Below are 14,367 nucleotides of genomic sequence, written 5' to 3' on the forward strand. Positions count from 1 at the left end.
CCATGGAAGTGAACAACTGGCCGCGTATTATACAGGAATGGCTATACCCGCCCACCTGCCTGCTTTGCGGGGACGACGGCGCCGGCGGGCTCGATTTGTGCCGGGGCTGTATGGATGCCCTGCCCTTCAATCGTCCCGCCTGCCCGACCTGCGGCCTTCCGCTCCCTGCCCGGAGCCCGCCTGGCGTGTCCTGCGGGCGCTGCCAAAAACGCCCGCCCGCATTCCACTCGGCGATCGTACCGTTTCGCTATGAAGAACCGATCCGCTACCTGATACACGATCTGAAGTTTCGCGGCCGGACGACCGGCGCCCGCCTGCTCGGAAACTTGCTTGCCGATGCGCTGCTCGAACTGGACCGGCGCCCTCAGTGCCTGATACCCGTGCCCCTGCACCCGGCGCGCTACCGGGAGCGCGGTTACAATCAAGCCGCCGAGATCGCCCGGATCGTGGCGCGACGCTTACGCATACCGCTCGGACTCGATACCTGCAGACGAATCCGCAGCACCCGTCCGCAAGCCGAGCTTTCTGCCGCCGAGCGCCGGCGCAACCTGAGAGGCGCGTTTGAGGTCGTCGACAAGCTCGATGCGGACCACGTCGCCCTGTTGGACGACGTCGTCACCACGGGCAGTACGGTGAACGAGTTGGCCAAGACGATACGCGCGGCGGGCGCCACCGTGGTGGATGTGTGGGCGATCGCCCGGGCCTCCTGAGTAGCCGCTGAAACCCACTGGCCCCGGAACCTGCGCGCCGCATTAGCACTCCAATTCGCAGAGTGCTAATATCTGCCGCAGTCTTCACTTTACAGGTGGAAATCATGACTCATGCACTGACCTTACCCGCGAATCTTTCCTTAGGTTCCATCGACGATTACATCCGCGAAGTCAACCTGCTGACGCGCTTCGACGCCGACGAAGAACGGGCTTTGGCGCGGCGCTTTCACGAGGAGAACGACCTGGAAGCCGCTCGCCTGTTGGTGCTATCCAACTTGCGTTACGTGGTTCATATCGCGCGGGGCTACATGGGCTATGGGCTGCCACTTCCGGACCTGATACAGGAAGGCAATATCGGCCTGATGAAGGCGGTGAAGCGCTACGATCCCGAAGTGGGGGTGCGCCTGGTGTCGTTCGCGGTGCATTGGATACGCGCCGAAATCCATGAATTCGTCATCCAGAACTGGCGCATCGTCAAAATCGCCACCACCAAGGCGCAAAGAAAGCTGTTTTTCAACCTGCGCAAGTTCAAGAACCGCCTGGGCTGGTTCAGCCCGGAAGAAGCCCGCGCGGTGGCCGATGAACTGGGGGTTGACGTGAGCAGCGTCTATGAAATGGAAAGCCGGTTGAGCGGCCAGGACGTCGCCTTCGACACGCATCCGGATGAAGAAGACGAGCGCGACCTGTCATCACCCTCCCACTATCTGCAGCAGGCAGACGGCGACCCCGCCATAGCCTTGGCCGAATCCGAGTGGGAACAGATCCGGCATACCCGCCTGGCGGAAGCCATCGCCCAACTCGACGAGCGCAGCCGCGACATCCTGGCCAACCGCTGGCTCAACGCCGAAAAGCTTACGCTGCACGATCTGGCCGACCGTTACCGGGTTTCCGCCGAACGCGTCCGCCAACTCGAAAGCAGCGCGATGAAGAAGATCAGAAAAGCCTTGCTGGAAGCGGACTAAACACTATGCCTGAAGTACGCGGCGGCTCGTCCCTGCCGCTTCGGCTCCTGATAAAAGCCCGGGATTATTCCCCGGGCTTCACCACGACACGTAGTGGTCGATCAGCAGGGACGAAAATATCCCCACCAGATAAATCAGGGAATAACGGAAAGTCTTCATAGCCGCTGCATTGCTGGCCTCCCGCTTCAACCGCCAGGCGTAATACAGGAATGCGGCGCCGAATCCGATGGCTCCGGCCAGATAGACCAGCCCGCTCATATGGGTCAGATAGGGCAGCAGGCTGACCAGAAACAACAAGACCGTATAAAGCAGAACATGCAACTGGGTCACCGGTATTCCATGGGTGACCGGCAACATCGGAATGTTGACCTTGGCGTAGTCATCGCATCGGGCAATGGCGAGCGCCCAAAAATGCGGCGGCGTCCACACGAAGATCAGCAGGAACAGCAGCAGCGAATAAGGATGCACCGACCCCGTGATCGCGCACCAGCCCAACACCGGAGGTGCCGCACCGGCCGCACCTCCGATGACGATGTTCTGCGGCGTCGCCCGCTTGAGGTAGACGGTGTAGATGAAGGCATATCCGATCAGGGATAAAAACGTCAGGAACGCGGTCAATGCGTTGACGAAAACCAACAAAATGAGCATGGAGAGCGCACCCAAGACCAGTGCGAATCCCACCACCTGAGCCGGCTCGATCTCGCCCTTCGGCAGAGGCCGCCCTTGGGTGCGCGCCATCTCCGCATCGGCCTTGCGATCGAGGAAATGATTCAACGCCGCCGCGGACGAAGCCGCCAAGCCTATACCCAAGGACGCCCAAACCACGACATCCAGGGGCGGCAGGCCCGGCACCGCCAGAAACATGCCGATGATGGCCGTAAACACGATATGGCCGACCACATTCAGCTTGCAAAGTCCCAAATAGGTCTTCCAGCTCAGTGGGCGAGGAGTGGCTCCGGAGGTCTTGTCGGTCATCGTTCGGGTACAGGCTCTTTTACGATAGAATCTTGTGAGTAGGCCGATAGAAGTCGGTCTCATACCTAAGGAGCAGGAAGTATCAATATGGCATTACAACGCAGTTTCGGATTATTTATCCTCGCAGCACCCTTAGCCCTCCATGCGGCCCCACCCAAAATCAGCGAATTCACCCTAAACAACGGCCTCAAGGTGCTGGTACAGGAAGATCACCGGGCACCGGTCGCCGTATCGCAGGTCTGGTACAAAGTGGGCGCTAGCTACGAGCACGACGGTATTACCGGCGTCTCCCACATGCTCGAACACATGATGTTCAAGGGCACGAAAAAACATCCGCCCGGTGAATTCTCCCGCATTATCTCAGCAAACGGGGGGAGTGAAAACGCATTTACCGGCCAGGACTACACCGCCTATTTCCAGACCCTGGAGCAATCGAGGCTGCCGGTGAGCTTCGAACTGGAAGCGGACAGAATGCGCAATCTGCGGCTGTTACCGGACGAGTTTACCAAGGAGCAGCAAGTCGTCCTCGAAGAGCGCCGCATGCGCACCGAAGACGAACCGCATGCCAAGCTCGACGAGCATTTCGACGCATTGGCCTATTCCAACAGCCCTTACAAGAATCCGGTGATCGGCTGGCCCGACGACGTGTCCCATCTGACGGTGGACGATCTGTCAGCATGGTACCGCCAGTGGTACGCCCCCAACAACGCCACGCTGGTGGTCGTGGGCGACGTGGACCCGGAAAACGTGCGCAAGCTGGCGCAAAAGTATTTCGGCCCGCTCAAGCCCAGCACCCTCCCCGCCCCCAAGCCGCGCGGCGAAGTGGAACAACTGGGTATACGCCGCATCACCGTCAAGCTCCCGGCCAAATTGCCATTTCTGACGATGGGTTACAAAACCCCCGTCCTGAAAGGAGCCGCGGAGGCGTGGGAGCCCTACGCCCTGGAAGTGCTGGCCGGCGTGCTGGACGGTGGAAGCAGCGCCCGCCTCGAAAGCCGTTTGGTACGCGGCCAGCAGATCGCCGCTTCGATAGGGGCGGGCTACGACTTAAACTCCCGCTTGCCGGCCTTGTTCTCGGTACGCGGTACGCCGGCACAAGGCAAGAGCGTCGAGGATCTGGAAAAAGCCATCCTAGCCGAAATTCGCCAACTGCAGGATCAGCCGGCGGCGGCCGACGAACTCGAACGCGTCAAGGCGCAAGTATTGGCGAGCAAAGTCTACGAGCGCGACTCCATCTTCTACCAGGCGATGCAACTAGGCATGACCGAGACGGTCGGGCTGGGCTGGAAAACCGTCGGCGAATACGTCGACAAGATCAATTCGGTGACTCCCGAGCAGGTCCAGAAGGTCGCCAAAAAATATTTGGTCGAGGATCGCCTCAGCATAGGCCACCTGGACCCGCTCCCCATACCGGAAGGACAGACCGCCCCGGAAGACCGTGCGCCCCAAGGAGGCCAGCATGTACGTTAATACCCGCATCATTTTTCTTGCCGTTTTTCTCAGCCTATGGACCGCGTGGGCCCATGCGGGCCCGAAGATACAGACGTGGACCACGCCGAACGGCAGCCGGGTTTATTACGTGCCGACGGAAGGCCTGCCCTTGGTGGACGTGCGCGTCGTTTTCGATGCCGGCAGCGCCCGTGACGGCGCCCAATATGGTTTGGCCACGCTGACGTCCGGTCTGCTGGATACCGGCGCCGGCGAGTGGAACGCCGATGCCATCGCCCAGCGCCTGGAAGGCGTGGGCGCACGCCTAAGCACCGGCGTTTCCCGCGACTCCGCCTGGCTTTCCCTGCGCACGCTGACCGACACCAAACTGCTCGACACCGCGCTGTCGACGGCGCGGGAAATCCTGGCCAAACCGACCTTCAGCGAAACCGACTTCGAGCGTGAAAAGAAGAACCTCCTGCTGGCCCTGAAGCAACGCGAAGAGTCGCCCGGAGATCTGGCCGGCATCGCATTCTTCCAGGCCCTGTACGGCGATCACCCCTATGCCCACCCCAAGGACGGGGACATCGCGACCGTGGATAAACTCACCCGTGATGACCTGCGCAAGTTCTACCAGCGTTATTACGTGGCGAACAACGCCTTGGTGGTCATCGTCGGCGAAGTCGACAAAACTCAGGCCGAAAGCATTGCCGACCGCCTGCTCTCCGATCTGCCCAAGGGCGAAGTTCCACCGAACTTGCCGACGGTCAGCCAACCGCAATCGGCGCAGACCCTCCGCAAGACCTTCCCCTCCGAGCAGACTCACATCTACTCCGGCTTGCCGAGCGTGCGCGTGGCAGACCCGGACTATTTCCCGCTTTATGTGGGCAACCACATCCTAGGCGGCAGCGGCCTGGTTTCCCGTATCTCGGAAGAAGTGCGGGAAAAACGCGGCCTGTCCTACAGCGCCTACAGCTATTTCTATCCCTTCCGGGTGGAGGGCCCCTTCATGCTGGGCCTGCAGACCCGCAACGATCAGGCCGATCAAGCCCTGCAAGTGCTGCTGGACACCCTGCGCGAATTTATCGCCCACGGTCCCACCGCGAAGGAGTTGGAAGCGTCGAAGAAGAACATCATCGGCGGCTTCGCGTTACGGCTGGACAGCAACCAGAAACTCGCCGAACAGGTCGCTGCGATCGCTTCCTACGGCTTGCCGCTGGACTATCTCGACACCTTCATCGGCAAGGTGGAAGCGGTCACGGCACACGACATCCAGCGTGCATTTCAGAGCCGCATCAATCCCGACCGGCTGCAAACCATCTTGGTGGGCGCCGGTCAGTCGCGTGAAAAATGAGGTCCGCATCATAGGCGGAAGCTGGCGCGGCCGGAAACTTCGCTTTCCCGCCGCGCCGGGCCTCAGGCCTACCCCCGACCGCGTGCGGGAAACCGTTTTCAACTGGCTGCACCAGGATCTAACCGGATTGACCTGTCTGGACCTCTATGCCGGCAGCGGCGCGCTGGGCTTCGAAGCCGCGTCACGAGGCGCAAAAAGCGTCGTTCAAGTGGACAGCAACGCCGACGTTTGCGCGGCGCTGGAAAGGAACTGCGCCTTGCTGGACGGCCACACGATACAAGTCCGACGGCGCGATGTGGCGCAATTTCTGGGAGAAGCGGCGCTGGCCTACGACGTCGTATTCCTGGATCCGCCCTTTCACCAGGGACTAGTACTGCCTTGCTGCCTGGCATTGGAGGCCAACGGATGGCTGGCCGCTGACGCACGCATCTACATCGAAGCCGAAGCCGGTCTGGCACTCGAAGGACTCCCTCGCAATTGGGACGGTTTACGAACCAAGCTGGCCGGCGCCGTGGGCTATCATCTCTACCGGCGCAACACGCCGGAACCGGATTCCATCTTACTCAAGTCATGATTTCGAATCGTATTGCAATCTATCCTGGCACTTTCGACCCCATTACCAACGGCCATGTGGACCTGGTGATACGCGCCGCGCGTATATTCGAGCGCGTCATCATCGCGGTCGCCGAAAACAAGAACAAGACCCCCTTGTTCACGCTCGCAGAGCGGGTGGACATGACCCGTCAGGCGGTGATCGACATACCGCAAGCCGAAGTCGTCGATTTCAATACCTTGCTGGTGGAATGCGCAAAAAAGCACGGCGCCGGAGTCATCCTACGAGGACTGCGGGCCGTGTCCGATTTCGAGTTCGAATTCCAACTTGCCGGCATGAACCGGCACCTATGCAAGGAACTGGAAACCTTGTTCCTGACGCCTTCGGAAAAATATGCGTTCATCTCCTCGACGGTCATCCGTGAAATCGCCAAACTGGGAGGCGACGCATCAGGCTTCGTCCCTGAGCATGTACACAACGCCTTAATCAGCAAATTTTCAGCACAAACCCGATAAGACCATGGCACTCATCATTCACGACGAATGCATCAACTGCGATGTTTGCGAGCCCGAATGCCCAAACGGAGCCATCTCCCAGGGCGAGGAAATTTATGAGATCAACCCGGCCCTGTGCACGGAGTGCGTGGGCCATTTCGACAAGCCCCAATGCATCGAAGTCTGTCCGGTGGACTGTATCGAAAAGGACCCCGACCATGCCGAAAATCAGGCCGGCCTGTACGCAAAATATCTAAAGCTTACGGCTCAATAATTCATGGGATGAGTTGACCGAGCCATTAGATTTTCCCCTACCCCAACCGACGGGAGAGCCCAAATGTTCAGACTATCGATATTTGTCGTACTCCTGCTGGCGATATTGTCCGGCTGCAGTCGGGATTTGAACTTCAAAATCCACTTCGAAAGGGCCGATGGCTTGGTGGCGGGGGCGCCGCTGGTGATGCAAAATCAGGTGGTGGGAGAAGTCATCCGGATCGAGCCGGCCGCCGACGGAGGGATCTTGGTCAGCGTTTCGGTCGAACGGCCTCAGGTGGCCACGGTTACGGAAGACTCGCGTTTTTATGTCGAGGATGATCCTGCCCATCCCCCGGGGAAACGTATCGAGATCGTCCAGACGCGCCCCGGCGGCAAACCCATACCCGAAGGCTCGGTGGTGCAGGGTTCGAGCAGCCGGCTCCGCGACTGGTTTCCCCTCAACGACATCATCAAAGAGTTCGGTGGCATCTTGCGCGGCCTGCGAGACCAAGTCGAACAGTTCAGCCGGGAAATGGATGCACTGCCGAAGTCGGAGCAGGCCAAAGATCTGCGGTCCGAATGGCTCAAACTGATGGAAGAAATCAAGAAAGCGCAGAGCAGCGCGGAAGAATCGCTCAAAGAGGAAGTACTGCCACAACTGCAACAGGAGATGGAAAACCTGCGCAAACGCCTGGACGAACTGAAACGCGAGCCGCCGCGCAAGCTGAAGCCCCTGGAGACCTGAACGGTTCCCGAGCAGGAACGGCCATTAACCGGCGATCGACCTCAGGCAAGCAGGTCGGTCGCCTCGGATTTTAGCGCCGGGCTCTTCAGCGTTTGCATCAGCGCAGATAGGGCGCGATCCATCAGCGGTACCCCGCTTCCTTCGATGATTTTGGCGGTTCCCGCGCGCAGGTGCATTGCCAAGTCCTCCATGCTCATTTCAGCCACCTTGACCCCCTTGCGGCTAACGAAAACGTAGAGCGAGGTCACATGGCTTTTCCATGAGAGCTTGGCGCGCAAGGTCGCGGGTCCCACATCGCTGAACTCCAGCCATTCGCCGATAGGAAGCGCTTCCGCACGCTGGTCGAATTCATCGGCCGGTGATTTTTCCTGATCCGGCAGGCCAGCCGGTATGTGGCCACTGGCCTCCTCCATGTCTATGTCGTCGATATCGGGCAGATTCGCCTTGATTACCTGTATCGCTTCGGCCAGCTCGGGATCCCGGATCGTGACGGAAGCCGCTTTACGCAGCGTCTCCGCCCCCGGTTGAGCTCGCAGGCAGTGCACATGCATGGTTTGCAGATCCCTGAGCACCTGAGTCGTTTGTGCGGGATCGTACGAGATGCTTTCCAGACCTTCCTTGATATTTTTAAGCAAGAGAGGAATGGATTGCACGAGTTCCTGCCTCGTTGCGGTATCGACGGGAACCGTGGCCGTCTTGATCAGGGTTTCCACCAGATCCAAGGATCGCAGCCACTGCTCGGGCTCTTTATCCCGCCGCAACCAAGCCAAGACCAGGACATCCTTCCAGGCGTTGTACAGGAAAGAGAGTGCGACTTCGGGCAAGTTTTTGCCATGCACCTTCTGGGCGATCTCATAAGCCACTTGCTTCTTGGCGAGCAGCAGCTGCTCCCGGCTTTGCGTCGTCTGCCGCGTCCGCTCCTCGGCGATCTGACTGCGCTGCTCGTCCCGTTCCAAGAACTGAGAAATGTCGGCGAGCAACTCGGCGAACAATTCCACGTTCTGATCGAATTCGGCCAATATACGGCCCACCACTTCCTCGATCTTCTTGAAAACCGGGTTGTTGCTGGTGCTGTCGATTATATCCAGACCTAAACCGGCTTGCGCCAGGCTGTTGAGTAAGACCCGGGCGGGATGATTCTTGCGGGCAAAGAACGATTTTTCGAGGATCGCGACCTTGACCACCGGAATCTGCAGCCGGGCGATCAAGGCTTTAACCGGGTCGGGAAGATTCCGGTCTTCCAGGATGAAATCGAAGATCATCGCCACCATGTCGATGATGTCTTCTTCCAGTCTACCCAGCGGGCGCTTCTGATCATCCGCCTGCAACTTACCGAGCTGATTGGCGACAAAAAGCTTCAGCCCTTCGCCGCCGGCCATGCGCTCGCCACCCGGCCAAGGCGCCGGTTGCTGCAAGACGCTGAGCGCATTGAGGACTTCGCCCGGCTCGACGACGACCCCGTCGGGGGCGGCACTGGCATACGACGGTATGCCTAGCTGAGTACGCCAGCCATCAAGCAAGGACTGCATGGCCTGAAAAGCTTCCAGATAGGCGGAGCTGTCGCCCGACTCCGCTTCTTCCAAGGCGCGCGTGATTCTTTGCGCGGTTTGACCCGGTTCGGGCGAAGTGCCGCCAGGATGACGCTTGATGGTGCGGGCGATCGAAGGCAAGACGCCTTCGCCGATCAAGTAGCTGTTGATCTCGTGGTAGACCGTTCCGTAAGCACTCACGACCGCTCTATCAAACAGCTTATAAATCAACAACTTGACCTTTAGGTCAATGTCATGAGGTTTGACGACGCTTTCGAACGTATGGCACAGCGCGGCGGGCGCTAGCGGATTGTTTTCCAAGGCGATCTCATCGCGGTTTAGCAAGGCGCCGAACCGCTTGTTGAGCCCGAATAGTTCGAGATGAAAAAGGTTATTGCCCTTCTGAACCAGGGTATTGATCGCCAGATTTTCCTCAAGATTGGCGTTTTCCATCAGTTCAAAATCATCTTCGTCCCGAGGCTGCGGCTCGGCTTTTTTTATGACCCCGAATGGAGCCGCACGGTGACGCCAGAACTCGTCGTACCGTTCCAACAAAGATTTCGTGTAGTTCTGCTCTATCGACTCCCGCTCGCGCCTGACATAGCGCATCGAGTCGAAATAGACGGTCTGCAGGTTTGCGTTTTCGGCTTTGTCCGAAAGCTTGAACAGTTCGTCATCGGCCTGTGCGAACAGCGACTGCAGGAGATCCTCCGTCCGCTCTTTAAAAATCGAGCGGCACTCGGCAATCAGTCGGTTCGAATCCGATCGTCTGACGGCATCACGCTGTTTGGCTTGGAGAGATTCGAACGAGACGACTTTGGATTCCTGAGTAACCATGACTGCTTCTCCCGAAGTGAAGACCTGATGGCGCGCGTCAGGCAAGTTCTGGGCGTGGCTAAAGGGTAAATGAATTGGCTCGGGCTAGACGTGACCTCGCTCGCAAAAACGAAACGCCGGTCGCTCGCCCAGGGAGGACAGGCTCAGTCGTAATGCACGAGTTCGTAGGGCAAGGATGGCTCGCGGCCGGACGCCAGATCGGTGAGAAACTTCCAAAACACATCCGCTGAAGGTGGGCAGCCGGGTAGCACGTAGTCCACCTTGACGACTTCGTGGATGGGATGAACCTTGTTTAACAGCAGCGGCAATTCAGGATCGTCCGGAATGCGCGGATTCTCCACCCCTACGCCGTGCAAGTAGGCTTCTTCCAGGCACTCTTCCAAGGGAATATGATTGCGCATGGCGGGTATGCCGCCGTTGATGGCGCAGGCTCCTACCGCAACCAGGATTTTGCAATGCTCACGAAATTCCCGCAGGGTGTGCACATTCTCCGCGTTACACAAACCGCCTTCGATCAAGCCGATATCCACCTTATCGCTGCAATGCTTGATATCCGTAATCGGTGAGCGGTCGAATTCGGCCACCTCGGCCAAATCCAAAATGCGCTCGTCGATGTCCAGAAAAGACATGTGACAGCCGAAGCACCCGGCGAGAGAAGTCGTCGCCACTTTGATTTTATTACTCATTTTCCGCTCCCTCCGGGCGCATTTCCCGCGCCAGGCTGGCTTCAGCCAAAGTTTGCCTATCGTAGATACGCGCCCCTATCGGTGCTTCGAAGCCATGCCGCTTGACGAGAATGGCGCCGACCGGACAAACGTCGGCGGCCTTGTCACTCGCCTGCAAGTCGCTGTCTTTGAGCAGGCCGCTCGCGGAATTCACGACCAGATGATTGAGCACGCCGCGCCCGGCGATGGCGAATACGTTCTTGCCGTCCGCCTCCCGGCTAGCACGAACGCATAATTCGCAGTATATGCATCGGTCGCGATCGAGCAGGATGTCGGGGTGCGATGCATCGACCTCGCGGCTCGGATAGAAATGAGGAAAGTGGCCATCCAACATATTGAGGTGATAACCCACCGCCTGAAGCTGGCAATTGCCGCTTTTTTCGCAGGAAGGGCAGAAATGGTTGCCTTCCACGAACAGCATCTGGGTGATGGTCCGCCGCAGCTCGGTCAATTCCGGCGTATTGTTCAACACGGTCTGGTCTTCGTCGGCCGGGAAGGTGCAAGCCGTGCAGTTGCGCCCGTTCACCTTCACTGTGCAGAGTTTGCAACTGCCATGAGGCGTGAATTCCGGGTTATGGCATAGATGAGGGATGTAGATGCCGGCACGCGTGGCGGCACTCATCACGGTATCGCCGTCCTCGAAAGGAACGGTCTGTCCATCGATGCTTATGGTATGGATGCTCATAATCCCTCCTGTTCCAGATGGGCCAAGGCGTCATCGCGCCCGCTCAGTCGGCGTGCCGTGGCCAAAGCCCCGTCCAAATCGAATCCCGGCTCGAAGCTGATCGTCTTGAGGCGGGACTCGTAGAGCTCGGGGAAACGCTCCAAGGTGCTGAGTACCGGGTTGGCCGCCGTTTGCCCCAGACCGCAATGGCTGGCGCCCTTGACCAGCTTTCCTAGCTTTGTGAGTTCGACCAAGTCGTGTGGCGTGCCGTGACCGTCGCATATCTTGTCCAGCGTGTTGCTCAGCAACGAGGTACCCACCCGGCAAGGTGTGCAGAATCCGCAGCTTTCGTGTGCGAAGAACTGGGTGAAGTTGCGGGCGATCGCCAGTATGTCGCGACTTTGATCGAAGATCATGAAGGAGCCGCCGGTCGCCAAGTCTTCGAACGCCAGCTTGCGGTCGAATTCTCTGGCGGAGACAAAAACCCCTGAAGGCCCGCCGACCTGTATGCCCAGAGGATCGCGCGCTCCGCAGTCGCGCAGGATTTCGGCGAGGCTGACACCGAAATCATATTCGTATATGCCCGGACGCTCGCAATCGCCACAGATGCTCAACAGCTTGCTGCCCTTGGCTTTTTCCGTCCCGTGGGCGGCGAACCAGTCGCCGCCTTTCAAGCCAATGGCGGCGGCGGCTGCGAATGTCTCCACGTTGTTCACCACGGTGGGCCGGCCCAGATAGCCGTGGGTGACGGGGTACGGCGGACGATTCCTCGGCACGCCGCGCTTGCCTTCCAGCGACTCGATCAAGGCGGACTCCTCGCCGCAGATATAAGCTCCAGCGCCCATGTGTATTTCGATGTCGAAATCGAAGTCCGGCCTTCCCAGGATACCGTTTCCCAACAAACCGGCGGTTCGACGCTCCGCCAGTACAGCTTCGAGCGTAGGACGCAGCGCGAGATATTCACCGCGTAGATATAGGAAGCCCTGCCGGGCGCCGACGATGTCCGCGCACAGGGTCATACCTTCGAATACCTGATGGGCGTGGCTGTGCAGCAACATGCGGTCCTTGAAAGTGCCCGGTTCGCCCTCATCCGCATTGCAGACCACGTAGCGTTCGACGGTTTGCTGTCCCTTGTCCGTCGGGCAAACGGCCAACTCCTCCGGCCCCTCGAAACAGAATTTCCACTTCCAGGCCGTCTGGAATCCGGCTCCGCCACGCCCGCGCAGCCCGGACTTTTCCAATTCGGCGAAGGTCGCCTCCAGCCCTCGCTGCAGCGATGCGCGCAAGGCGCTACCCGGTACGACCGGGTTGTCCAGCAGCAGCCCGGTCCGGCGAACGTTGTCCGCGACGCCGAACAACTCGGCCGGCCACGAGCTCAGCGGGACGTCGGTCTCCACCAACTCGACGATACGGTCGACCTTGGCCCGATCCAGTTGCGCCAGCCATTGCCCATTCACCAAGCCGGCGGGCCCCTGATCGCACAACCCCGTACAGGAGGTGTAGGCGAAACTGACCCGCCCGTCGTTGCGGGTTTCATTCGGCTGAACGCGCAGGCGTTCGCAAAGATAGGCGCCCAATTCGCGGCTACCGAGCAAGTGATCGCTGATGGAATCGCTCAGCAAGATGTGGAACCGGCCCTGCGGCTCCAGCGACAGAAAGCTGTAAAACTCCGCCACACCCTGAATCTGGGTGCGCGGCACCCCCATGACCTCGGAGATCTGCTCGATCGCCCAGTGCGGCACATGACGAAAGCGGTCCTGCACTTCGCGCAAAATCTGGAGCAGTTGCGTCGGTCGGTTGCCGTGATTCCGGACTATGGTCAGCAGAGCTTCGACATCGATAGCGGACATGAGCAACTCCATTGAACTCGTTTTTGGTTCTACAAGCTTAATGGATTATAGAAAGCCGGCAACCGTCAGCACGGCCCGCCGCACGCGCTCATTTGCACGTCCCATGGCATAATCCCAAGCATAAACAGCAAATGGGGCACTTGATGACTACCATCTTGATCACCGGCGCCAATCGCGGACTGGGGCTCGAATTCAGCCGGCAATACGCCGACGCCGGCTGGCGTGTCCATGCCTGTTGCCGCAAGCCGGCCGACGCGCGCGAACTGAACGCCCTGGCGGCGCGCTATCCCGGCCTGGCCGTACACGCCCTGGACGTAAGCGACTTCGCACATATCGACGATCTTGCCCAGCGGCTGGCCGACGAAACCATCGACGTATTGTTGCTCAATGCCGCCGTCTACGGAGACAGTGCAGAAACAGGCTTCGGCGCGCTGGATTATCGGCGCTGGACGGAAACGCTGACCATCAACACCCTGGCTCCGGTCAAATTCGCCGAGGCTTTTCTGCCCCATGTGGAACGCAGCCGGCGCAAACTCATCGTGCCCATCACCAGCCTGATGGGCAGCATGGGCGACAACCGGGGCGGCGGCTCCATCCTTTATCGATCCAGCAAGGCCGCACTCAATTCGGCGATGAAAAGCCTGGCCATCGATTTGCGACCGCGCGGCATCGGGGTTCTGATCCTGCACCCCGGCTGGGTCAAGACCGACATGGGGGGCAGCCAGGCTCCCACCGAACCGGAAGAAAGCATCGCCGGCATGATCCGGATAATCGAAAATTTTCGCCCGGAGGACAGCGGACGTTTCTTGAATTTCAAGGGCGAGGAACTGCCCTGGTGAACATTTGATAAAAACCGCCGGCTTGCCTACCCTTGCCCGAAACTCACCCGGCCGATATCTCAACCCCCGAGGCGCATCATGACCAAGCTATTCGCTACTCTTGCCATTTCCGCCGCCCTGCTTGTCGGACCGCAGGCGTACGCGCAAACCGAAGACTACGGCACGACCGTCGGCAACAAAGCCTTGTCCGGAATCAGCAATATCGCACTCTGCTGGGTGGAATTACCCAAAAATGTGATCAACACCTCCAACCAGGTGAACCTGTTGTTCGGCGCCACTGGGGGCCTGGTCAAAGGGGTCGCGCACATGGTCGGACGCGTGATGACCGGTACGGCCGACCTGTTGACTGCGCCCATCCCGACCCAACCCATCACGCGACCTCAATTCGTTTGGCAGGATTTCTCCAGCGACACGCAATACGGCCCTATATTCAAGCCGACTAACTGA

At 59.3% G+C, this 14,367-nt stretch carries 15 protein-coding genes; 10 read left to right on the plus strand and 5 right to left on the minus strand.

Annotation, left to right across the window (positions count from 1 at the left end; translation table 11 throughout):
• Positions 1 to 2: 2 nt before the first annotated feature.
• Together JWZ97_RS08330 and rpoH are read left to right on the plus strand one after the other, a co-directional pair.
• Entirely contained in the window at positions 3 to 710 is a 708-nt protein-coding gene (locus JWZ97_RS08330) for a ComF family protein (protein ID WP_205434302.1), read from the plus strand.
• A 104-nt stretch (positions 711 to 814) separates the two neighbouring features.
• The gene (gene rpoH, locus JWZ97_RS08335) at positions 815 to 1,672 is read left to right on the plus strand and encodes an RNA polymerase sigma factor RpoH (protein WP_205434303.1); all 858 of its coding nucleotides are present in this window, start codon (positions 815 to 817) and stop codon (positions 1,670 to 1,672) included.
• A 78-nt stretch (positions 1,673 to 1,750) separates the two neighbouring features.
• Here the strand turns inward: rpoH and cyoE are convergent, their stop codons facing one another.
• A complete protein-coding gene (gene cyoE / locus JWZ97_RS08340; protein WP_205434304.1) occupies positions 1,751 to 2,647 on the minus strand; it encodes a heme o synthase in 897 nt (298 codons plus the stop codon).
• An 87-nt stretch (positions 2,648 to 2,734) separates the two neighbouring features.
• Between cyoE and JWZ97_RS08345 the strand changes: the two genes are divergently transcribed.
• From JWZ97_RS08345 to JWZ97_RS08370, 6 genes are all read left to right on the plus strand, one after another.
• Positions 2,735 to 4,117: a pitrilysin family protein gene (locus tag JWZ97_RS08345; RefSeq protein ID WP_205434305.1), complete on the plus strand. Its 1,383-nt coding sequence runs from the start codon at positions 2,735 to 2,737 to the stop codon at positions 4,115 to 4,117.
• Entirely contained in the window at positions 4,107 to 5,429 is a 1,323-nt protein-coding gene (locus JWZ97_RS08350) for a pitrilysin family protein (RefSeq protein WP_205434306.1), read from the plus strand. The genes JWZ97_RS08345 and JWZ97_RS08350 overlap by 11 nt, the downstream gene beginning before the upstream one ends.
• Positions 5,419 to 6,003 (plus strand): 16S rRNA (guanine(966)-N(2))-methyltransferase RsmD, encoded by a 585-nt coding sequence (gene rsmD, locus JWZ97_RS08355; protein WP_205434307.1) that lies wholly within the window; start codon positions 5,419 to 5,421, stop codon positions 6,001 to 6,003. Before JWZ97_RS08350 ends, rsmD begins: the two co-directional genes overlap by 11 nt.
• Positions 6,000 to 6,497 carry a pantetheine-phosphate adenylyltransferase gene (coaD, locus tag JWZ97_RS08360; RefSeq protein WP_205434308.1) on the plus strand — a complete coding sequence of 166 codons (498 nt, stop codon included), beginning with the start codon at positions 6,000 to 6,002 and terminating at the stop codon, positions 6,495 to 6,497. Before rsmD ends, coaD begins: the two co-directional genes overlap by 4 nt.
• 4 nt (positions 6,498 to 6,501) lie before the next feature.
• Positions 6,502 to 6,750, plus strand: coding sequence for a YfhL family 4Fe-4S dicluster ferredoxin (locus tag JWZ97_RS08365; RefSeq protein WP_205434309.1), 249 nt, complete (start codon positions 6,502 to 6,504; stop codon positions 6,748 to 6,750).
• Between the two features lie 63 nt (positions 6,751 to 6,813).
• A complete protein-coding gene (locus tag JWZ97_RS08370; RefSeq protein WP_205434310.1) occupies positions 6,814 to 7,476 on the plus strand; it encodes an MlaD family protein in 663 nt (220 codons plus the stop codon).
• Between the two features lie 41 nt (positions 7,477 to 7,517).
• Here JWZ97_RS08370 and JWZ97_RS08375 read toward each other — a convergent pair whose 3' ends face one another.
• From JWZ97_RS08375 to JWZ97_RS08390, 4 genes are all read right to left on the minus strand, one after another.
• Complete coding sequence (locus JWZ97_RS08375) at positions 7,518 to 9,842, minus strand: DUF1631 domain-containing protein (RefSeq protein WP_205434311.1); 2,325 nt, start codon at positions 9,840 to 9,842, stop codon at positions 7,518 to 7,520.
• 143 nt (positions 9,843 to 9,985) lie between these two features.
• Positions 9,986 to 10,528, minus strand: a complete 543-nt coding sequence (locus JWZ97_RS08380; RefSeq protein ID WP_205434312.1) for an NADP oxidoreductase — start codon at positions 10,526 to 10,528, stop codon at positions 9,986 to 9,988.
• Entirely contained in the window at positions 10,521 to 11,252 is a 732-nt protein-coding gene (locus JWZ97_RS08385) for a 2Fe-2S iron-sulfur cluster-binding protein (RefSeq protein WP_205434313.1), read from the minus strand. Before JWZ97_RS08385 ends, JWZ97_RS08380 begins: the two co-directional genes overlap by 8 nt.
• On the minus strand, positions 11,249 to 13,081 hold the full coding sequence (locus JWZ97_RS08390; RefSeq protein WP_205434314.1) for an NAD(P)H-dependent oxidoreductase subunit E: 1,833 nt from the start codon (positions 13,079 to 13,081) through the stop codon (positions 11,249 to 11,251). Before JWZ97_RS08390 ends, JWZ97_RS08385 begins: the two co-directional genes overlap by 4 nt.
• A gap of 143 nt (positions 13,082 to 13,224) precedes the next feature.
• Between JWZ97_RS08390 and JWZ97_RS08395 the strand changes: the two genes are divergently transcribed.
• Together JWZ97_RS08395 and JWZ97_RS08400 are read left to right on the plus strand one after the other, a co-directional pair.
• On the plus strand, positions 13,225 to 13,920 hold the full coding sequence (locus JWZ97_RS08395) for an SDR family oxidoreductase (protein ID WP_205434315.1): 696 nt from the start codon (positions 13,225 to 13,227) through the stop codon (positions 13,918 to 13,920).
• A 78-nt stretch (positions 13,921 to 13,998) separates the two neighbouring features.
• The gene (locus JWZ97_RS08400) at positions 13,999 to 14,367 is read left to right on the plus strand and encodes an exosortase system-associated protein, TIGR04073 family (RefSeq protein WP_205434316.1); all 369 of its coding nucleotides are present in this window, start codon (positions 13,999 to 14,001) and stop codon (positions 14,365 to 14,367) included.

This window comes from Methylococcus sp. EFPC2 (genome assembly GCF_016925495.1).
In the GTDB taxonomy this organism is placed as follows: Bacteria; Pseudomonadota; Gammaproteobacteria; order Methylococcales; family Methylococcaceae; genus EFPC2.

Coding starts and splice junctions, on each gene's coding strand:
- JWZ97_RS08345 (WP_205434305.1), top strand. CDS start 2,735: ATGGCATTACAACGCAGTTTCGGATTATTTATCCTCGCAGCACCCTTA.
- JWZ97_RS08375 (WP_205434311.1), bottom strand. CDS start 9,842: ATGGTTACTCAGGAATCCAAAGTCGTCTCGTTCGAATCTCTCCAAGCC.
- JWZ97_RS08365 (WP_205434309.1), top strand. CDS start 6,502: ATGGCACTCATCATTCACGACGAATGCATCAACTGCGATGTTTGCGAG.
- JWZ97_RS08380 (WP_205434312.1), bottom strand. CDS start 10,528: ATGAGTAATAAAATCAAAGTGGCGACGACTTCTCTCGCCGGGTGCTTC.
- coaD (WP_205434308.1), top strand. CDS start 6,000: ATGATTTCGAATCGTATTGCAATCTATCCTGGCACTTTCGACCCCATT.
- JWZ97_RS08330 (WP_205434302.1), top strand. CDS start 3: ATGGAAGTGAACAACTGGCCGCGTATTATACAGGAATGGCTATACCCG.
- JWZ97_RS08400 (WP_205434316.1), top strand. CDS start 13,999: ATGACCAAGCTATTCGCTACTCTTGCCATTTCCGCCGCCCTGCTTGTC.
- JWZ97_RS08390 (WP_205434314.1), bottom strand. CDS start 13,081: ATGTCCGCTATCGATGTCGAAGCTCTGCTGACCATAGTCCGGAATCAC.
- rpoH (WP_205434303.1), top strand. CDS start 815: ATGACTCATGCACTGACCTTACCCGCGAATCTTTCCTTAGGTTCCATC.
- JWZ97_RS08385 (WP_205434313.1), bottom strand. CDS start 11,252: ATGAGCATCCATACCATAAGCATCGATGGACAGACCGTTCCTTTCGAG.
- cyoE (WP_205434304.1), bottom strand. CDS start 2,647: ATGACCGACAAGACCTCCGGAGCCACTCCTCGCCCACTGAGCTGGAAG.
- JWZ97_RS08350 (WP_205434306.1), top strand. CDS start 4,107: ATGTACGTTAATACCCGCATCATTTTTCTTGCCGTTTTTCTCAGCCTA.
- JWZ97_RS08370 (WP_205434310.1), top strand. CDS start 6,814: ATGTTCAGACTATCGATATTTGTCGTACTCCTGCTGGCGATATTGTCC.
- JWZ97_RS08395 (WP_205434315.1), top strand. CDS start 13,225: ATGACTACCATCTTGATCACCGGCGCCAATCGCGGACTGGGGCTCGAA.